Source organism: Mucilaginibacter lacusdianchii (genome assembly GCF_009770985.1).
GTDB lineage: Bacteria > Bacteroidota > Bacteroidia > Sphingobacteriales > Sphingobacteriaceae > Mucilaginibacter > Mucilaginibacter lacusdianchii.
Genome location: NZ_WSRW01000003.1, coordinates 1,001,303 through 1,021,103, shown reverse-complemented (window position 1 = coordinate 1,021,103; position 19,801 = coordinate 1,001,303). Strand labels below are relative to the sequence as shown.

Sequence of the window (19,801 nt, the reverse complement as noted above, 5' to 3'; positions counted from 1 at the left end):
ACAATATTTGCATTTGCATCTTGCAGTGTTAAAAGTAAATCGAGCATCATAAAAGAGGGGTTGATAGGAACTTGGAAGTTAGATAGTGTATCTAATGCAGACGGAAAATACTGCAAAGCAGATATCAAGAGTTTTTTCACTTTTAAAGATGCATCTAACTACATTTATGAATGGATGAACTATGATGTTGGAAACAACTTTCATGGCAAGTATATAATTGTTGAGAATCCGAAAAGAGCTTGGGCAACCATATCATTAGTCCCAGACATTCAAATGAGCGATAAGGATACGGTTAGAACTGAGTACATTAACTTTGACATTGTTGCACTTTCAGCTGACAGACTACACACTGTAGATCAAACCAAATTTATAGATAGAAAAGGTAAACCATCCATTATCTTTAACAAGCATAAGATTTACAAACGTGTGGTAAGTCAGTAGTCTGTGTTATCCTTTTATCTCAAAATTTACCTTCTAGACGTATAAGTTTAACCTGTAACCTTTGAATACTAAATTCTTCATTTAACTACAGTTGATTACAAGGGGATATATAACCCTGAATTTCAAGTGAAGTGTAGTTGAATTTTACATCTGATAGTTTTCAATTTTCTGTATCTATGCAAAGATATTCTTTGCTCTAATTAAAACAGCTCATGAAAATTAAGCGGGTTCAGCTCTTACGATATGGAAAAGTGATAGCTCATAATGAGAGCAGAACAGATACATCCAACAGTGTGACGGGTTATTTCCTTCATTCGGATGAAATAAACTTGGTTGAGCAAACTGACATATTAAAAGGATCTATTGGGCTAAGCTTCGGGATAGAGTATTATTTGGAAGGTTATGACTCAGAAGTAAAGTATGAAGAAGCCCGCTTTACATGCAGGATCATACACCCACAAATCCGTAACCCGGATACTGGCGTCTCAGTGACGGAAACTACTGAGGTTAAGTATAACTATCTTAACGAAAACAACCATGATTATTTTACCATGGAATACGATTATGAAGTGAGGCAAGGCACATGGACGTTTGAAATCATTGAAAATAGCACCGTGTTACTTAGAAAAAGTTTTACAATCATTTGAATGCCCACTTGCCGACTGTGAATAATTCTATTAAATATATACAATTCTTAAAAATTAAACTAGCAAATAAAAACAAATTTGCAATATGAGCCTGAGAGTTATACAAATTGAGCGACGAGCATATATTCCTGCTAAATCGAAATCCGGCTTCCGTAAGTGGTTAAAGCAGCAAAGGAACCGCTACATTAGGCGAACACCTATAGCTAAACCTGTTTTTGTCAAGTATAAAGGTTGGGAATATTAATGCAGCCCAAGAAATTACCAACCAGTAAAAAGTACGATTTTCTTAAAAATGTGATTGACAAAGTAGAAAGTTAGACACTTTCATGCAAAGTGTCTACAAGATAACCTTTTTCATCAATTGCGTCCATTATTTTTTGTGTTCTCAATCCAAGGATTTTTATCCCTGTATAAAGTATGAAATTTCGTAGATTACTGAAAGGTTACCTCTATGAAATGCACTGTATTAAGTAGCAGACCCTTAATGCAGATGAACAAGACATATCAATATATCAGTAACCACAAGGTTGCTATACTTGCTTTCGTATTGTACTATATCGGCTGGTCCCCACTTCTCGTCATACTTCTTACAGGGAAAGTCTTATATGAACCGATTATTGTAGGGGAGTTCCCATTAATGCCTATTTTGACTCTGCCCTTCAGCATAATAATCTTAACCAATGCGGTACTGAGGAAGGAGCATAAGTTGTTTTATATAATTATATCCGTTCTTATATATGCCCCATTTATCATTATAAGCTTAAAGGCTTGATTGTATTTCAACTTAAAAGGATAAGTGAAGAAGAGAATTATTCAGCTAAGTGAAGCTCATAGCATCTGTAGCGTGCAAGAGCTTCTGGCATAAACCCATATTATAGGCGCACTACACTATTTATTCATTTGCCATCTTGCACTTGATTGCTATAACACTTATGGGAGGTTTATCATGAACAAGGAATATAAAAGGTAAACAAATGATAACAAAAGAAGCTATATGCAACTATTTGCCGATACAGAACTTCGAAAATATATTATCCAGCAAATCGTCAGTTGTAACAGTCCCGGTTATTTCACCTAAATAAAGAAGGGCTTGTTTGATATCTATAGCTAGAAAGTCAGACGTGACCTGCATATCTACACCTTCAAGCGTTTTAATGAGGGCTTGTTCAGTTTTTTGAAGTGCTTCTAAATGGCGTATATTAGTTACCAATGTTTCGTTACCATTTAATCTACCTTGCACAGCTTGATCATAAATTATTTGCTTCAGCTCATCAATGTGTGTTTTTTCCTTGGCTGATATAGTAATTACAACTACACCTTCAGGTAATGAAGATTGATAATCTACCGGTTGTTGCAAATCAATTTTATTAGCAATTACAATAACAGGCAAACCGGGCTTGCATAAACTATTTACATCAATCTCCAATTCTGCAATCGACAAGTTTTGAACATCAAAAACATACAATAGCAAAGCTGATTGGCTGATTTTCTCCATTGTTTTTTGAACGCCTATTTGCTCAATAGCATCGGTTGCTTCACGTATACCTGCTGTATCTATCAGCCTGAAATTAATACCGTTGATGTTCAGTGCTTCTTCAATGGTATCTCGGGTAGTGCCTGCAATGTCACTTACAATAGCCCTTTCTTCATTCAATAATGCATTTAATAAAGTAGATTTACCAGCGTTTGGCCTGCCTGCTATTACGGTGCTTACTCCATGCTTAACGGCATTGCCTAATTCAAACGATTTAATCAATTTGCCAATAATCCGAGTTAAGTCAAAAATCAATTGCTTCAGTTGGGCTCTGTTTGCAAATTCAACATCTTCTTCCGAAAAATCAAGTTCTAGTTCTACCAAAGATGCAAATTGCACAAGTTGCTCACGAAGCGTTTGGAGTTCATTACTATATCCGCCTCTTAGTTGTTGCAGCGCAGCCTGTTGTGATGCTTTAGAATCAGACGCAATCAGGTCTGCAACCGCCTCAGCTTGCGATAAATCAAACTGCCCGTTTAAAAAAGCACGCATGGTAAACTCTCCTGGCTTAGCAGCACGAGCACCCTTTTTAATGAGAAGCTTAATGATAGATTGTATGATATAAGATGAGCCGTGGCAAGAAATTTCTACCACATTTTCGCGCGTGTATGATCGCGGGGCAACAAACAAAGACATTAAAACTTCATCCAACACCAGATTATCATCTATAATAGTACCAAAATGTATAGTGTGTGACGCCTGTTTAGTTAAATCTTTTCCTTTAAATACGCTGTTAGCTATTTTAACAGCATCCGGTCCAGATAAACGAATAACGGCAATTGCGCCGCTTCCATTAGGTGTAGCCAACGCAACAATGGTATCTTGAGTGTTATAATTCATGTGGAAATAAAGTGAGGCAAAAATCTGTAAATTAATTAAGTATTATGTTTTATCGCCGTCAAAAATTAAGATTTAATGCATCAATTTAATTAAAGCAATGTCACTTCGACAAACAATCAGCCAAATTATATACTTGTAATTACATGAAGCAGACAGGGTTCGATTACAATTTAGATTTTTCAACAATTGATTTTCGTTTGCACCCTGAACTCTATAAAATAGGCAAAGGTGAACAAGGGGTATTATTGGTGCAACCCTACAAATCGGAAATTTTACCGTATTGGCGTTTTAAAACTCCAGAAGTAGCTCGGGAATCTGCAGAAATTATTTACCAATTATTTGTAAATTATAAACAGGCAGATGACTTTGTAGGGATGGATATGGCTCGGAAGTTTTTGCAGATGGGCTATACGCGGTCGCGAAGATATGCTAACCACAAAAGCGGCAAGAAATATGACGGACCAGTACCTGACGATAAAAAAGGCCAAAGTGGGGCGCATGGACGCGAACAGTTACCCAGGGTAGTGGATGAAGTCAAAGCACAATCTGCTGCTATATTTTATGACTATTGGCAAATGGCTAAACAAGATACCGATTATCAGCAAATGGCAAATTTGCACCGTCAACGGTTTGAAAAAATTTGACAGCGTTTAAAAGAAACAGACTTGTTACACATCGCATCCTATTGATAATCAATAATGGCACAATAGCTGTATAAAGCGAACTACAATAATTTTTGTATGTTGAAAAGACTTTATACAATAGCAATAGCTGCTTTCGTATTGTCTTCTTGTAGTTCACCGTCTAAGAAACAGCATGAAGATAAAGGCCGCCGAATTAATGAATTGCAGAATGTGGGTGCCGGAGCCACCGATGACGCGTCCAACAGTAGCAGCAGTAGCAAGTTCACCGATAGTACTTATATGAAAGATACTACCGGTAAAAAATGATTTTTTATAATAGAACCTGTAAATCGCTAAATCTTTCAATGTTGGAAATTTGTTCGCCGTTCACTTCTCCAAAGCCATAGGCTGCAAATATCATCGGTACACCAGCTTTGCTGCTCGAGTCGAGGTCACCTTGCGTATCTCCAACATAAACAGGGTTTTGTAAATTATGATCTTGAACAATATCAATAATGTTTAAGTACTTAGGCTGGCTTTTAGTACCATAGCACTGATGCCCGGCAAAAGTGCTTTCTAAGTTGTTTAAAGTCAAAAACAACTCAATGTAACCACACTGGCAATTACTCACCACAAACAATTTATATCTTGTTGCCAGGTCGGCCAGGGTAGGTTTTAGATCAGGGTACAGTTTGCCACCGTGTTCATTAAGCATCTCCAGCTCATACTTGGCACATCGTGCCTTAAATTCATTTCGCTGTTCAGTGGTTAGGTACGGAAAAAGCTTCTCGAAAATTGCATCGTAAGCCATACCTGCTATACCTTGCACATCTTGCGGAGTTATATCGTTGGTTACATAATCAAATTCCATTTTAGCTTTTTGCCAGGCGTTGGCAACCGTAACGGTTGAATCCCATAGGGTACCGTCTAAATCAAATATTATACTATCAAATTTATTTTTCAAATTGCTGTTCATGTCGGCGGCAAAAGTAACGGTTTATTCATAGCCCGATGAGTTTAATTCAACAAACTTACAGCCTGCCAACAAAACTTGATTTTCTAAGTTCTATCTTTCACGCAAAACACATTTATACTATGCGCCACGGTGGTTTCCTAAACTTCGCTTTCATTTTAATGGGTATAAGTTTGCTTATGGACTGGTACGTTTATCAAGGTTTAAAAACACTGATGTCTGATCGAAGTTCGCTAACTCGAAGCATTGTATTGTGGGGTTATTTGGGCATATCGCTTGCCGTGACTTTTCTATCATTGACGGTAGTGGAGGGGTCTGCATTATCACGCGGCATGTCGCCCAGGCATATGTGGTTCCTCAGTTTATTCTTAACGCTACTGATTACCAAAGCTGTTTTTGTACTTACGTTGTTTTTTGGTGATATAACCAGGTTGGTTGAAGGAATCATAAATTACTTTAAACACAAGCCTACTACCAGCGGCTATATCCCCACACGACGCAAGTTTGTATCTGAAGCTGCCGTTCTTTTAGCCGCTATTCCGTTTACATCATTTTTGTATGCCATGTTTAAGGGTAAGTATGATTATAAGGTTCATCGACAAACGCTATATTTTGATGATTTGCCGGAGGCGTTTGATGGATTTACCATAACACAATTGTCTGATATACATTCAGGAAGTTTTGATGACGCGGCAGCTGTACAGCGAGGAATAGATTTAGCGAAAGCTCAAAAGTCTGACTTGTTTGTATTCACAGGAGACTTGGTTAATAATGGTGCATGGGAGATAGAACCTTATATGAACCATTTCAATCAATTAAGGGCACCTTACGGGCAGTTTTCCATATTGGGAAACCATGACTATGGTGATTATATTTCTTGGAACACACCTAAGGATAAGGCAACTAATTTAGACAAGTTAAAAGCGCATCATAAAACTTTGGGATATAAGCTTTTATTGGATGAAAATATTGAGTTAAATAAAAATGGAGATAAGATTGTACTAATTGGTGTACAAAATTGGGGAAGAGGTTTCATTAAAGTTGGGGATTTAGATAAAGCATTGACTAATGTAGATCCTAAAGCTTTCAAAATATTACTATCTCACGACCCAACACATTGGGAAGAAATTGTACGATACCATCCAAGTAATATCCATCTAACGCTATCAGGCCATACGCACGGAGCACAGTTTGGTGTAGAAACAGATGCATTCCGTTGGAGTCCCGTTAAATATCGTTACCTAGATTGGGCTGGCTTAGCTTCTGAGAACAATCGACATTTATATGTAAATCGTGGCTTTGGATTTTTAGCTTTTTCCGGCCGTTTAGGAATCTGGCCAGAGATAACGGTTATTACTTTAAAAAGAAAAATGAGCTAAATAAAAAGAGCTGTCTATTTAGACAGCTCTTTTTATTTACTACCAATTCTCCACTACAAAGAAACAACAACCGCATTATTTGTATCGACTTTTTTGTTGCTTACTGCATAAATCTTACGTTTACTTGTAGCGGTGGTCATTTTTGTTGTTTTTACTGCTTTTTTCTTTGAGGTGAGTGAGGCATAAGTGCTAGCTTTTAACAAGTTAGCGTTTATGAAAATATTTTCCTCGTCGGTAACTTTTATAAAATTGTACAACCTGGTAAAAGCTTGTTTAACCTGCGCATTATCGTCAATGGAATTGTTAAGTACTGATAATCTTAAAGCCTCATTTAAGTCTTTACGTGCCAAATTATAATCACGGATATCCATCTTGATACTGGCCAGCTCTACAAGTGAGTTTATAATATCGTTAACATTATTTTGCTGGCGCGACAGCGCGTTAGCCTGTAAAACGAACCATTTAGCCTGAGCAAATTTATTTTGCGAACGATATGCTTTAGACAGGTTAGTGTAACTTATTTTTAAACCAGTTGTATCAGCACGTTTTGAAAATAAATGGAGTGCAGCCATAGTATAGTTAATGGCATTTTCTTGATATATACGTTTGGTATAAGTATTCGGTGCGCTGTCAAAATCAAGATAACATGTAGCTATCTTTGTATAAATATCTGCTTTGAGGGAGTCTTCGGTGGTTACCTGAAGTTGTTGCTTTAAGCTATCAATGATACCTGCTTGTGCAAAACCAGATGAGAAAACGGCAATTAGTATAAGGAGCGTAGCTATTTTTTTCATATATAAACGCATACTTCATGTAATGCGTTTATATAGATACAAATAGCATGCCGTTTACTTTTAGTAATACTTTAGGTTAAGTATTACTTCAGAAAAAAGGTTATTGTATAACAGCTTCGTATTTATACAAAGCGTTGCGCAAAGGCTTATATCTGGTACTAATAAGATTAAATATAACAATACCCATAATGGCACAAACTATGCCCGCTAACACGTCTAGCATATAATGATGACTAGTATACACAGCTGCAAACCATATACCCACCATCACCGTTGCAAAGAAAATATTGATTATGCCTAAACGGTTCTTTAAGCCGTAATATAAAACAATAACCGGATAGCTGGAATGTAGCGACGGCATAGCAGCAAATACGTTTGAACCTTTCGCGTATATCGATTTAAAGACGTTAATTTTGAAGAACGCATCAAACCTGGCTAAGCCTGCCGTATTGCCCGGCGTACCGGCATGAAATTGAAAGCCATTAAAGTGAACGTACCAAGGTGGTGCTGCTGGATAAACGTAATAAACTACAAATCCAAGCAAATTTACCGTAACAAAAGTTAACGAAAACCGCAGAAACTGATGGCGGTTAGTAAAAAATAAGTAACCAGCAAAAGCAAGCGGTACCGGTATCCAGCACAAATAGAATATGCCTGTTATTACATCTAAAAAGCTAACGTGATGTAACCACCAATACTCATTGGGTGTAAGCACCATGGTACCTGCATTTAGCCCAAATAAGTACTTCTCGGCGTGATACAAGTTTGCAATACTTACCGGATTATAATTATAATTCGGAAATGCCTTCATGTAATCGAAAATTATCCAGTACACAATAAAAATCGAAAACCCAAGAATAAACTTCCGGGTGATGGAAGACAAAAAATATGCCGTGCAGAAAATACCCGTTAAAACCAACTGATCGGTTTTAAAACCCACTAAAAAGTAGGATGCTACTAAGTAGGCTATACATACCAGCACAACAATCAGCGCAGATTTTAAGTTAACAGGTGTGCCTTTTGTGAGGGCAAAACTCATATTATCTCTTAATAAAATCTGACCGGAATACTTTGTCCCAAACAGGAGAGCTTACACCATAACCTTTGCTAGGGTCAGAATAATGGTGCAGCATATGATGCTGTTTAATTCTTTTCCAAAAGCCGCCTTTAAAATTGAAATGGTGAATGGCATAATGCGTCATATCATACACCAAATATCCCAGCAAAAAGCCCGGAAAAAAAGCGAAAATATAAGTAGGTGGTAGTACGGCATTAAAAGCAAAATACAATATTAAAGCCATGGGGATACTTGCCGATGGCGGCATTACCAAACGTTTGGCATCACTTGGATAATCATGATGTACACCATGAAAAATAAAGTGGATGCGCAATGCCCATTCCGCTTTAGGTACAAAGTGGAATACAAAACGGTGCAGTACATATTCCGCAAACGTCCAAAACGATAGTCCCGCTAAAAACATACCGGCAACACCTAATGCACTTAATGTGCTTTTTGCTATAGCCAAATAAATTAAATAACTAATTACGGGTACATAAACAAACAATGGAACGGTGAAATGTACTTTCGAGAGACTTTCTAATAAGTCACTCTTAAACATTCTTACAGACTCTTTTGAGTTTGAAACGTAATTTCTTTTCATCACTAATCAGGGTTTGAAACGTTCAACAACTTCTTTACCTGTTGTCGGGTCAGTTCCTTTAATTTCCACAAAACGCACATTGGGAACCCAGAACGATCCTCCTTCAATTTTAACAAAAATACGGTTAATAATGAATTGCTTTTGTGAAATTGTTGCGAAGATATGATATTTTCCGTCGCTGCCCTTCATTAAAGTAAGTGGTAATTTTTTGTATGACACAAATCTGATATCAAATCTTCCGTTACCTAACGATTTTGAAACAAGACCATAAGCAAATTTGCGTTGAATAAGGCCTAAATCTTCATGTTTGCCACCCTCGGTATAGCGTATCCAGTAAGGATGGATGGGTTCATCTTCATCTGGCTGGCCATTACTGTTTAGCTTTAAATCATAAACTATTGTGTTAGCATTTGGCGTACGCTGCACATAAAACAAACGTGATACATTAGTAGGCAACGCAGGAAAAGGGTTGCCCGGAAGCTGATATAAGTTCTTTACAGTATCTGCAAACGTTAAAGGGATACCGGAAGCTTTAGATGCCCCATTAAATACTAACAAAAAAATAAAAGCAAAAAATGCCTGGGGCACAAATCTCATTATATAAAGTATTATTTATTGTTTTCGGATTCTAAAAGTGTTTTTTTAGCATCCATCAGCCTTTTAAACGCCGTAATGTTGGTTAATACCGCCAAGATAGTAATCGGAACAGTGAACAGTGACATAGTTTCGAATACATGGAAAGGAAGACCTGGAATATATAATTTATAGTCGCCACCGATATAATTAGATGTTACACCGCATAGCAAAGCGCAAAGCCCAATGGTAACCACACGCTCCGGACGCTGCATAAGGCCGCCTTTACATTCAATACCCAAACCTTCGGCACGGGCACGTACGTAGCTAACCATCATAGAGCCTATTAAGGCAATGAAAGCAAAAATAGAACTCAAAAAGTAATGATTAGCCACCAGGTAATAACATATGCCTAAGAACATGATTAGCTCGCTGTAACGGTCCAACACAGAGTCATAAAGGGCGCCGAATACCGATTTCATATTTCCTAAACGGGCTACCTGCCCGTCAAGCATATCAAACAAACCGGCAAAAAGAATTAAGCCACCTGCCCATGCTACTGATGATAAATCATCCCGGTTTTTATCTTCGGCACCTAAAATAAAAACAACTGCCACACCAACATTCAGCATAAAGCCAATTGAAGTTACAGCGTTGGGTGTTAACCCAATTTTGATTAAAAGTTTAACAAAAGGGTCGATGATTTTATATATGCCTAACTGTAAACTGGTACGTAAAGAGGTAGGTTGTTCTGCCATTTTTTCCATAAAAATTAAAAGTGCTAAGGTAACTAAAAAACAAAATCTACACGAGCACGAACACCCCATTCAGCTACATTTGGATGATCGAGATAGTTAAACCGCTTTACGAGGTCAACCCGTAAAACTTTAAAAATGTTTTCAATGCCAACGCTGCCTTCTACATAAGGCTTATCACCTAGTGCATAAGTAATTGGCGCACCGTTCAGCTCACGCGGAAATACATATAATGATGGATGCAAATCCGGGTTGTTCTTATCTCTGACGCCACCCCAAAGCGCTTTAATAGCCAAGGTTTCACGCCACTTTAAACGTTTAAATAGTGGTATACGGTTAAAGAAATAGCCGTTAAAATGCTGATCGACATTGATACTGGCATAATGATCGCTCACAAACTCTAAGAAGTTCATCAGGTTGTATGACAGCAAATCGTAGGCATAGGTTTGATTGGCCCGGTGAATATTCAATAAAGGGTAGGGCACCTGGCCGATAATGTTAGAGCCTTCCAGTGTTATGTCTGCATAACCGAACTGGCGTAGGGTTGTATGCTTGAATATATTCAAACCTATATTTTGATAGCTATACTCGCCACCCAATACATTTTTTAAGCCAGCCGAGTAATCAAAAGTAATGACCGGATATTTGTTGTAAAAACGTTTGCGGTAAATTTTTCCCTGATAGAATTCCTCGTGCGGGGCGTAACGCAACGTTAAACTTGCCTCGGACGTGGTCAAATTGTTAATTGTATTTGACGAGTTATTGATTTGATTGGTGAAATACAAAGAGCCCGCCGGAGTTTGTGTCCACTTTTTTAAACCCAGTGTGTAAGAAAAATGGTTTGAAAACTCGTGTACATAGTCTACCCGGTAAAAGTCATTGTATAGGTACTTATCGTTGTTACCGCGTTTGAATGACAGCAATACGTTGTCTTCACGAACAAACTGCAATTCTTGTCCGGGTATACGAACATCCCGTTGAAAACTTGCCCGAATATAATCTTGTGGAAATTTATAGATAGACTTGTCTTTGAATGAATACGTGCCGCTGAAGAAGAATTTCCATTTCTCATCCCTGAAGCCATAAGCGCCATAAGTTTCAAACATATAGCGTTTGCTCAACTGCGGCGTTGTACGGCCACCCAAACGCAGGCGGAAACCTTCGATAGGGTTGAAGCTATAAAAAGTACTGGCTGGACCAACCTCAACCGGTCCGAAACCTTTATAACCGGCAATTAATAATGAAGCAATATCAACTGTACGGCGCCATGATTTCATCCGGCCCAAGCTATCAATGTTACTGTAAACTTTAGACTGTGCGGTGTTTAATGTATCTAATCGATTCTGTGCCCAAAACTCGTCGCTACGGTGCTTTACTTCGTCAGAGGTAATCGCTTGTTCCCCCTCATAAGACATATCAGGACGTGGTAAGTTGACGATGTAATTCTTAAAGGTTAACGTTCGCTGACCAAATACACCACCTTTTTTATTTTTATTCAGACCGAAATCGGCAAGTGTAGTACTGCGGCTTAAATGAAAACGACCGTCTGGATTCTGTTCAAATTCCAGATTTACCGTCATTTCTTTCACCCAGTTCAAGTTAATTTTTCTGTTCAGCGTTAAATCTGCCTTTTGAACGGCATAGTTTCCGTCCAGGGTGATGAATATACTGCCTTCATAAAGCATGTCGTAAACGTTACGGGGAGTAAAGCTTAATTCTACTAACTTAACGTTATTAACAACAACTGTATCAGTAATAAAAAACTTATATACGTTTGGTGCATTGTCTGCTATCGGACTTAAAAATTCATTGGTAAATAACACTGCACTATTGGCGTATATATCAATATCCGCATAAAGGTGTTTAAAGTAAACACCGATGCCCTCGCTATCTATAAATGAGCCAAAATTTACCCCTTTTTCACCTAAAACCGTAGTCTTCTTTTTTTCGGGATTTTTGCGATAATATACTTGCGAAAGCTTTTCATTCAAGTAAATTGGCAACAGATTTTTACCAGGCACTGTTGTTGTGTCACGGTTATCCAGTAAAAACTTATATTTTTTAAAAAAACGTTTGTCAGTAATATTGGACGATACGTTCATTAATGAAAGAGCCATCCGTTCATATTCGCGGTATTCCACAAAATTGTAGCTTTCCGGGCGGTTCTTCTCTTTGTTGGCTATTACTTTTCTTATTAATTCTACCGCTGGGTTGTCTCGGTTAGTATAACGCGGCTTTTTTGCAGATTTAACAACAACGTCATTCAACTGGCGGTTATCCGGTGAAAGTTTGATGTTAACAGTTTGTTCCGTTCCGGGTGTAATATTTAAAGTTGTTGTTTTGTAACCTACAAAAGTTGCTTGTATTTGATTATACGGCTTATCCGATCTTAGTGTAAATTTACCTTGTTCGTTAGTGCTGATGCCAACACTACTTCCGGGGAAGCCAACTGACACATAAGGTAACGGTTGTTTACTAATAGCATCAGTAACCGTACCACTTACGACTGTGCTTTGTGCCGATGCTATCAGCGTACAACAGGTGAACACTATCAGCGCAAATAAGGACCTTAATTTGTTGTTATAACAATGCATTCGTGCAATGGATAAGGTTTAGCAAGCTTCCAAAAACCGGCAATTCTATTTTTGTTATTTCGCTAAACCAAAGTAAAAATATCTTGTAATTTGTCAATGAACAACCGCATTCATTAAAATGTGTTACAGTAAAAGTTACTTTTTGCCAGCCTACAAAATTAATAAAAAGAAGATATTTAATGTGGTTTAAAAGTCAAATGTCTGACAATAAACCAGCATGAAACAAAAAAGGCCGTCGTTGTATGACAGCCTTTTTTGTTAACGATAAAGGTAATTACAATACATCTACTAAGTCTTGGTAGTAATCCAAGCCTAAGTGTGTAATTAAGTCTTCACCCATCATGTGGCGTAAAGTGTTTTGTAATTTCATCAATTGTTTAAAGATATCATGTTCCGGACGTAGGCCTGGAGCTGTTTGTGGCGATTTTAAATAGAATGACAACCATTCTTGAATACCACTCATGCCGGCACGTTTAGCCAAGTCACTGAACAATGCCAAGTCTAAAGCAACTGGTGCTGCCAGGATAGAATCGCGGCATAAGAAGTTGATTTTAATTTGCATTGGGTAACCTAACCAACCGAAGATGTCGATGTTATCCCAGCTTTCTTTGTTATCACCGTGAGGAGGGTAGTAGTTAATACGTACCTTGTGGTATAATTCACCGTATAACTCAGGGCTAACCTCTGGCTGGAATATTTCTTCCAATACGCTCAGTTTAGATACCTCTTTGGTTTTAAAATTATCCGGATCGTCTAAGACATAACCATCACGGTTACCTAAAATATTGGTAGAGAACCATCCTTTAACGCCTAAAGCACGGGCTGCCAAACCAGGAGCCACGATGGTTTTCATTAAAGTTTGACCGGTTTTGAAGTCTTTACCAGCGATAGGCGTTTCGGTTAATTTAGAAAGCTCCACTAAAGCCGGGATATCTACTGTAAGGTTAGGGGCACCGTTTACGAAAGGCACACCTAATTTCAAGGCAGCATATGCATAAAGCATACTTGGCGCAATGCGGCTATCGTCTGCAGCTAAACCGGCTTCGAAAGCTTCAACGCTTTGGTGCACTTCAGATTCTTCAAAGTAAACTTCGGTTGAACCGCACCACAATACCACTACGCGGTCTAAGCCATTAGCTTCCTGGAAGTTTTTGATATCTTCCATCAGCTCGTTAGCCATTTCTAAACGAGTACCGGTTTTAACGTGTGTACCGTCAAGATTTTTGGCGTAATTTTTATCGAAAGCAGCCGTCATTGGCACAATGCTTTCCAATTCAGCTTTTACTGAGTTTAATAAGCCTGGTTCCAAAACTTTTGCAGTCATGGCAGCTTCATAAACGTTGTCAGCATAAACGTCCCAACCACCAAAAACAATATCGTTTAAGTTAGCCAGTGGAACAAATTCATTGATTTTAGGATAACGGTTTTCAGTTCTTTTTCCTAAACGGATATTACCCATTTGGGTAAGGGCACCTATTGGTTGTGATAAGCCTTTGTTTACAGCTTCAACACCGGCAATAAGGGTAGTAGCTACGGCACCTAATCCAGGAATTAAGATACCCAACTTACCATTAGCTGGTTTTACGTTGTTTTCCATTTTTGTTATTTTTTCGGTTTTATAATAGACGGCTTTGCAGCCATTTATATGCTTATATATTTTTCTCGTAAATGCGATACTTTTTGTAAGGATCGCCACCAATAGCTTCAATAGCTCTGTTCACCATTTCGTTATTTTCCAGTGTCCATGAGGCCTCTGCGTATGCCAAGTCTTTACGGCGGTATTCCTTAATAATAGTGCCGTATAAACAGGCCTCGATACCCAACTTGCGATACCCCTCGATTACCCCGAGAAGCATAATGCGGATTCCTGTTATTTTCTTTTTGTTCAATAACAGTTTGAAGATACCAGTGGGTAGCAGTCGGCCTTTTTTTATAGTGCGTAATATTTGGTTAAGATCGGGAATTGCTACGCCAAAACCTACGATTTTGCCATCCTGCTCTGCCACGTATGCAAAATCCGGATCTAGGATTAATTTCAAATCTTTGGCTGTATAATCAAATTCCTCGTTGGTCATTGGGAAAAAGCCCATGTTTTGATCCCAGGCATTATTATACACTTCGCGTAATTTATCCGCCTCTTCCTTGAATTTTTTAAGGTTGATTTTACGGATAACCACATTGCTGTTGCGTTGCAGGCGCTCTTTCAACTTATCAAGCATCTGCAACGATTTATCATTATAGTTTTGTCCTTTCCAACTCCAGGCAATCAAATCTACCTGCTTGTGTAAGCCCGCCTTTTCAAACAAATCCATGTAATACTCTGGGTTGTAAGGCATCATTACCACCGGCGGACTATCAAAACCCTTCACTAACAGACCGCAGGTTTCATTAGTAGACGGATTGGCTGGGCCAACAAGTTTGTTTACTCCTTTTGCCTTCAACCATTTGGCTGCCACTTCAAACAAAGCATTGGCAACGTCTTGGCTGTTGATGCAATCAAAGAAACCAAAAAAGCCATCGCTGGCGTTGTTGAACTTGTTATGATTGGTATTGTAGATAGCCGCAATCCTTCCCACTAACTTGTTATCATCATAAGCTAAGTAGCACTGTAAAGAAGAATGCTTATGAAAGGGGTGTGTAGTTAATAAATCGCGCTGAGCTATAAATAACTCAGGGACGTAATTAGGATCTTGGGCATATAGATCATGCGGAAAGTCTATAAAGGCAGCAAGCTCCTTTTTGGAGCTTACCGCAACTATTTTGATCATATTTTTTCTTTAACGGTTGTTACGCCAACTTCTTTGAAAACCCTTGAAATTTTATCAACCGCTTCGTCAATTTGGCTATGAGTGTGTGTAGCCATTAAAGAAAAACGAAGTAGAGATGAATCAGAAGGTACAGCAGGAGACACCACCGGATTTACAAAAACGCCATTATCCTGTAGCAACTTGGTCACCATAAAGGTTTTTTCGTTATCGCGAATATAGATAGGCAATATCGGGCTTTCTGTCGGACCTAAGTCAAAACCTTCTTCCGTCAATAACTTCATGGCATAATTTGTATTATCCCAAAGCTTGTCAATACGTTCTGGCTCACTTTCAATAATGTCAAGTGCGGCAATAACGCTGGCAACTGACGCTGGAGGCATACTTGCACTAAACATTAATGAACGGGCGCGATGTTTTAGATAATCAATTGTTTCTGCATCGCTGGCAATAAAGCCACCTAATGAAGCAAATGATTTACTGAACGTGCCCATAATCAGATCAACATCATCAGTCATGTTAAAGTGTGATGCTGTACCGCCACCTTTATGACCAATAACGCCCAAGCTATGCGCATCATCAACCATTATGTTAGCACCATATTGCTCGGCTAACACAGCTACTTCAGGCAGTTTAACAATATCGCCTTCCATGCTAAATATACCGTCAACAGCAATTACTTTAACAGCATCTTCAGGCAGCAAGCTTAGCTTGCGCTGCAAATCCTGCATATCGTTGTGAGCATATTTAATTACACGTGAAAAAGACAGTCGGCTACCATCGATGATAGAAGCATGGTCGTATTCATCTAATATTAAATAGTCGTTCCGACCAGTGATGCATGATAAAACACCTAAGTTTACCTGAAAACCGGTACTGAACAACACAGCAGCTTCTTTGTCTACATAAGCTGCCAGACGGTTTTCAAGTTCAATATGGATATCCAGTGTCCCATTTAAAAACCTTGAACCTGCACAACCTGTTCCATATTTATCTGTTGCTTTTTTAGAAGCCTCTTTAATTTTAGGGTGGTTGGTTAAACCCAAATAGGAATTGGAGCCGAACATCAATACCCGTTGGCCGTCAATAATTACTTCAGTATCCTGGCCCGACTCAATAGGCCTGAAAAAAGGATACACACCTTTTTCACGGGCCAGTTTAGCATCAGTAAACTGAGCAATCTTATCATGTAATTTTTTACGCATGTATTAACCCTGCTTAAATTTTTTGTAAAAATACCATCAAAAGCTTAATAACTTATACTTGGTGTGTAAAATTTTTAAACATTGGGGTTTAACCCAATATTACTATCCTGCAAAATAATTAAAAATTTTTATTATTCACTATCACGGATTTTTAAATTTTTTAAACAAATTCCGGCAAACAGGTGTATTGTGCCAATTTGTTGTAAAATTTTTATTGCGTACCATGTTTTCTGTCCTATTGTTGTCATATTGCAGCGCATCCGAAAATTTAAACAAAACATACAGCTTTATCCTAAAACTTATAGCCGCTCATCGTGTTTTCAACGCGTGAACTTGTTTCCCCTTATGAAAAAAAAGTACCTTTTTATAACAATCTTTTTACTTTATCTATCCGCTTCTGCTTTTGCACAAGGTGCTCGTGATAGTGTTTCACAATTACTTACGCTGCAGCAATGTATTGACTATGCTTTACGCAATCAGCCTGTTATCAGGCAAGCCAATATAGATGAAGATATAAATGAACGAGACATTCGTATCAGCTTGGCAGCTTGGCTTCCTCAAATTAATTCATCTGGCAGTTATCAGCGATATTTGCAACGCTCAGCTGCGTTGACGGCCGGAACTGGTGGAGGTGGCACTGGAACAGGTACCAACAATGGCACTGGCACTGGAGGAAACGGTTCAGGAACTGGAACCGGTACAGGGACTGGAGGAAATGGCACTGGTACCGGAGCTACCGGCGGCGGACAACAAACAGTTATAGCATTGGCTAATAATGTATCTTCACTGGGTGGTCAGGCTACGCAGGTTATTTACAATAATGATGTACTGCAAGCTTCCAGGGCGGCTAAATACTCACGACAGTATTATAAACAGAATACAGTAAGTACAAAAATAAATGTGGTGTCGGATGTTAGTAAGGCATTTTTCGATGTGTTACTATCTCAGCGGCAATTAGATATTATTAATGAGGATATAGGCCGGCTTCAGCGTAATCAAAAGGATGCGTTTGCACGATATCAAGCAGGCGTAGTTGATAAAACGGATTACAAACAAGCCACCATTGCGCTTAATAATTCGCTTGCCAGCCGCAAGCAGTTGCAAGAGGCCGTTAACAGCCGTGTTGCATATTTAAAACAAGTTATGGGTTTCGGGTCATTAAAACCTTTGCAGTTATCATATGATTCTACCCGTTATGAGAGCGAAGCATTGATAGATACCAACCAGGTTGTGGATGTAAATAACCGTATTGAATATCGATTACTGGAAACGCAAAAATCGCTTCAAAACTTGAATGTGAGTTATTATAAGTACGGCTTTTTACCGTCGTTGTCTGCCATTGGATCGTATAACTTGCTTTACTTTAACCAAAACTTTTCCAGCTTATACAAAGATGCCTTTCCTACAGCTTTTGTAGGACTTACCTTAAATCTTCCTATCTTCCAAGGTGGACGACGATTGCAAAACTTAAGTAAGGCGCGACTACAGGTAAGACGGGCAGATCTGGATTTAATTAACACTCGCAACGCCATTAATACCGAGTACACTCAAGCGTTAGCCAGTTACAAAAGCAGTTTTACCAATTGGCAATTTTTGCGGCAAAATGTCGATTTGGCAAAAGACGTATATAATGTAGTAAGCTTGCAATACCGTGAGGGCATTAAAACTTACCTTGATTTAATAGTGGCGCAAACTGATTTACGTACAGCAGAATTAAACTATTACAACGCTTTATTCCAGCTGTTATCAAGCAAAATAGATTTACAACGCGCATTGGGTACACTTCCGGTAAGATAATAACATAAACTGAAATCATGAAAAAACGATATATATTTTCTGCGCTTCCAATCATAGTTTTACTCTGGACATCCTGTAAAAACAAGGATGATAAAAATGCGGCTGCTGCGCAGCCGGCTACGCCTGTTAACATTGCTGCGGCCGAAACGGCACCAACAGTGTATTACGACAAATATCAGGCAACTGTAGTAGCATTGAATAGTGTTGAGCTTCGCCCACAGGTGGCAGGATACATTACCGGAATATTTTTTAAAGAAGGCGAGGTTGTTCAAAAAGGCAAGCCGCTTTATGAAATTGACAGGCGAAAATATTTGGCGACATACGAACAGGCGAGGGCTAATTTAGCAAGCGCACAGGCTAATTTTGTAAAAGCGCAAAAAGACGCAGAGCGTTACAGTTTCTTGTTAAAACAAGACGCAGTGGCGCGCCAAACTTACGATCAGGCTGTGGCTGCATTGGCCACCAGTCAAAGCCAGGTGTCTGTAGCAAGGGCAGGTATTTTATCTGCACAAACCGATTTGTCTTATTCTATTATTAAAGCACCGTTCACAGGTCGTATAGGAATATCTCAAGTGAAGTTAGGCGCTCAAGTTTCACCAGGCACCACATTGCTTAATACTATTTCAACCGAAAACCCCATTGCAGTAGACGTTGTAGTTACCGAGCAGGATTTGGACCGGTTTTACCGCCTGCAACGCCGCTCGACCGATTCAACTTTCAAATTGCAACTCAATGGCGCTGATGCCTATCCGCATCCCGGAAAGGTATTTGCCATTGATCGCGGTGTAAATAACCAAACTGGCACAGTGAAAGTTCGTATTCAATTTGCTAATCCAAAAGACGAACTACGCGATGGTATGAGTGCAGTACTAAATGTTTTAAACGCCGAATCGGGCAGTCGCGTACAGATACCATACAAAGCCGTCACCGAGCAAATGGGCGAATTTTTTGTATTCGTTTCGCAAGACACCATTGCCAAACAACGCAAAGTTAACTTAGGTCCGCGCGTGGGAAGTAATGTAGTTGTGATGAATGGCATCGAGGCTGGAGAGAAAGTTATTACCGAAGGTTTTCAACGCTTGCGCGATGGTGGTAAGATAACTTTAGGTCCGCCGGCACAACAAGGTACTGGAGGTAAACCTAATGGTAATGGCCAGCAATCAACAAGCGCAGCCGGACAGCCAGCTGAAAAACCTACCCAAGGTCAACAAGGGAAATAA

General features: G+C 38.9%; 18 protein-coding genes. 7 read left to right on the top strand and 11 right to left on the bottom strand.

Translation table 11 applies throughout. From position 1 onward, the window contains the following. Positions 1-60 precede the first annotated feature (60 nt). Positions 61-441 (top strand): hypothetical protein, encoded by a 381-nt coding sequence (locus GPM24_RS17985; RefSeq protein WP_158828487.1) that lies wholly within the window; start codon positions 61-63, stop codon positions 439-441. 212 nt (positions 442-653) lie between these two features. Next, a complete protein-coding gene (locus GPM24_RS17980; protein WP_158828486.1) occupies positions 654-1,088 on the top strand; it encodes a DUF3859 domain-containing protein in 435 nt (144 codons plus the stop codon). 1,000 nt (positions 1,089-2,088) lie between these two features. Here the strand turns inward: GPM24_RS17980 and mnmE are convergent. Continuing rightward, positions 2,089-3,462 carry a tRNA uridine-5-carboxymethylaminomethyl(34) synthesis GTPase MnmE gene (mnmE, locus tag GPM24_RS17975; RefSeq protein ID WP_158828485.1) on the bottom strand — a complete coding sequence of 458 codons (1,374 nt, stop codon included), beginning with the start codon at positions 3,460-3,462 and terminating at the stop codon, positions 2,089-2,091. Positions 3,463-3,605: 143 nt separating this feature from the next. Between mnmE and GPM24_RS17970 the strand changes: the two genes are divergently transcribed. Both GPM24_RS17970 and GPM24_RS17965 read left to right on the top strand, forming a co-directional pair. Then, positions 3,606-4,106, top strand: a complete 501-nt coding sequence (locus GPM24_RS17970; protein ID WP_158828484.1) for a DUF4385 domain-containing protein — start codon at positions 3,606-3,608, stop codon at positions 4,104-4,106. A gap of 96 nt (positions 4,107-4,202) precedes the next feature. Further along, on the top strand, positions 4,203-4,412 hold the full coding sequence (locus tag GPM24_RS17965) for a hypothetical protein (RefSeq protein WP_158828483.1): 210 nt from the start codon (positions 4,203-4,205) through the stop codon (positions 4,410-4,412). 4 nt (positions 4,413-4,416) lie between these two features. Here the strand turns inward: GPM24_RS17965 and GPM24_RS17960 are convergent, their stop codons facing one another. After that, positions 4,417-5,061 (bottom strand): HAD family hydrolase, encoded by a 645-nt coding sequence (locus GPM24_RS17960; RefSeq protein WP_158828482.1) that lies wholly within the window; start codon positions 5,059-5,061, stop codon positions 4,417-4,419. Between the two features lie 35 nt (positions 5,062-5,096). Here GPM24_RS17960 and GPM24_RS17955 point away from each other — a divergent pair, with 35 nt between their 5' ends. Beyond that, positions 5,097-6,437 carry a metallophosphoesterase gene (locus GPM24_RS17955; protein ID WP_369409714.1) on the top strand — a complete coding sequence of 447 codons (1,341 nt, stop codon included), beginning with the start codon at positions 5,097-5,099 and terminating at the stop codon, positions 6,435-6,437. Positions 6,438-6,490: 53 nt separating this feature from the next. Here the strand turns inward: GPM24_RS17955 and GPM24_RS17950 are convergent, their stop codons facing one another. From GPM24_RS17950 to spt, 9 genes are all read right to left on the bottom strand, one after another. Then, positions 6,491-7,231, bottom strand: a complete 741-nt coding sequence (locus GPM24_RS17950) for a hypothetical protein (RefSeq protein WP_158828481.1) — start codon at positions 7,229-7,231, stop codon at positions 6,491-6,493. Between the two features lie 100 nt (positions 7,232-7,331). Continuing rightward, positions 7,332-8,270: a phosphatase PAP2 family protein gene (locus tag GPM24_RS17945; RefSeq protein WP_158828480.1), complete on the bottom strand. Its 939-nt coding sequence runs from the start codon at positions 8,268-8,270 to the stop codon at positions 7,332-7,334. A 1-nt stretch (position 8,271) separates the two neighbouring features. Beyond that, positions 8,272-8,892, bottom strand: a complete 621-nt coding sequence (locus GPM24_RS17940; protein WP_158828479.1) for a sterol desaturase family protein — start codon at positions 8,890-8,892, stop codon at positions 8,272-8,274. Positions 8,893-8,898: 6 nt separating this feature from the next. Then, complete coding sequence (locus GPM24_RS17935; protein ID WP_158828478.1) at positions 8,899-9,489, bottom strand: DUF4833 domain-containing protein; 591 nt, start codon at positions 9,487-9,489, stop codon at positions 8,899-8,901. Between the two features lie 11 nt (positions 9,490-9,500). After that, complete coding sequence (locus GPM24_RS17930; protein ID WP_158828477.1) at positions 9,501-10,223, bottom strand: CDP-alcohol phosphatidyltransferase family protein; 723 nt, start codon at positions 10,221-10,223, stop codon at positions 9,501-9,503. Between the two features lie 32 nt (positions 10,224-10,255). Then, complete coding sequence (locus GPM24_RS17925; RefSeq protein WP_233268893.1) at positions 10,256-12,769, bottom strand: DUF5686 and carboxypeptidase-like regulatory domain-containing protein; 2,514 nt, start codon at positions 12,767-12,769, stop codon at positions 10,256-10,258. A gap of 319 nt (positions 12,770-13,088) precedes the next feature. Next, entirely contained in the window at positions 13,089-14,411 is a 1,323-nt protein-coding gene (locus GPM24_RS17920) for an inositol-3-phosphate synthase (protein WP_158828475.1), read from the bottom strand. Positions 14,412-14,463: 52 nt separating this feature from the next. Beyond that, on the bottom strand, positions 14,464-15,582 hold the full coding sequence (locus GPM24_RS17915) for a hypothetical protein (protein ID WP_158828474.1): 1,119 nt from the start codon (positions 15,580-15,582) through the stop codon (positions 14,464-14,466). After that, positions 15,579-16,784, bottom strand: a complete 1,206-nt coding sequence (gene spt / locus GPM24_RS17910) for a serine palmitoyltransferase (protein WP_158828473.1) — start codon at positions 16,782-16,784, stop codon at positions 15,579-15,581. Before spt ends, GPM24_RS17915 begins: the two co-directional genes overlap by 4 nt. Positions 16,785-17,129: 345 nt before the next feature. Here spt and GPM24_RS17905 point away from each other — a divergent pair, with 345 nt between their 5' ends. Both GPM24_RS17905 and GPM24_RS17900 read left to right on the top strand, forming a co-directional pair. Next, a complete protein-coding gene (locus GPM24_RS17905; protein WP_158828472.1) occupies positions 17,130-18,581 on the top strand; it encodes a TolC family protein in 1,452 nt (483 codons plus the stop codon). Between the two features lie 17 nt (positions 18,582-18,598). Then, entirely contained in the window at positions 18,599-19,801 is a 1,203-nt protein-coding gene (locus GPM24_RS17900; protein ID WP_158828471.1) for an efflux RND transporter periplasmic adaptor subunit, read from the top strand.

Excerpts from the sequence above, each read along its gene's own strand:
- GPM24_RS17980 (WP_158828486.1), top strand. The coding sequence starts at position 654 with ATGAAAATTAAGCGGGTTCAGCTCTTACGATATGGAAAAGTGATAGCT.
- mnmE (WP_158828485.1), bottom strand. The coding sequence starts at position 3,462 with ATGAATTATAACACTCAAGATACCATTGTTGCGTTGGCTACACCTAAT.
- GPM24_RS17970 (WP_158828484.1), top strand. The coding sequence starts at position 3,606 with ATGAAGCAGACAGGGTTCGATTACAATTTAGATTTTTCAACAATTGAT.
- GPM24_RS17965 (WP_158828483.1), top strand. The coding sequence starts at position 4,203 with ATGTTGAAAAGACTTTATACAATAGCAATAGCTGCTTTCGTATTGTCT.
- GPM24_RS17960 (WP_158828482.1), bottom strand. The coding sequence starts at position 5,061 with ATGAACAGCAATTTGAAAAATAAATTTGATAGTATAATATTTGATTTA.
- GPM24_RS17955 (WP_369409714.1), top strand. The coding sequence starts at position 5,097 with ATGAGTTTAATTCAACAAACTTACAGCCTGCCAACAAAACTTGATTTT.
- GPM24_RS17950 (WP_158828481.1), bottom strand. The coding sequence starts at position 7,231 with ATGAAAAAAATAGCTACGCTCCTTATACTAATTGCCGTTTTCTCATCT.
- GPM24_RS17945 (WP_158828480.1), bottom strand. The coding sequence starts at position 8,270 with ATGAGTTTTGCCCTCACAAAAGGCACACCTGTTAACTTAAAATCTGCG.
- GPM24_RS17940 (WP_158828479.1), bottom strand. The coding sequence starts at position 8,892 with ATGAAAAGAAATTACGTTTCAAACTCAAAAGAGTCTGTAAGAATGTTT.
- GPM24_RS17935 (WP_158828478.1), bottom strand. The coding sequence starts at position 9,489 with ATGAGATTTGTGCCCCAGGCATTTTTTGCTTTTATTTTTTTGTTAGTA.
- GPM24_RS17930 (WP_158828477.1), bottom strand. The coding sequence starts at position 10,223 with ATGGCAGAACAACCTACCTCTTTACGTACCAGTTTACAGTTAGGCATA.
- GPM24_RS17920 (WP_158828475.1), bottom strand. The coding sequence starts at position 14,411 with ATGGAAAACAACGTAAAACCAGCTAATGGTAAGTTGGGTATCTTAATT.
- GPM24_RS17915 (WP_158828474.1), bottom strand. The coding sequence starts at position 15,582 with ATGATCAAAATAGTTGCGGTAAGCTCCAAAAAGGAGCTTGCTGCCTTT.
- spt (WP_158828473.1), bottom strand. The coding sequence starts at position 16,784 with ATGCGTAAAAAATTACATGATAAGATTGCTCAGTTTACTGATGCTAAA.
- GPM24_RS17905 (WP_158828472.1), top strand. The coding sequence starts at position 17,130 with ATGAAAAAAAAGTACCTTTTTATAACAATCTTTTTACTTTATCTATCC.
- GPM24_RS17900 (WP_158828471.1), top strand. The coding sequence starts at position 18,599 with ATGAAAAAACGATATATATTTTCTGCGCTTCCAATCATAGTTTTACTC.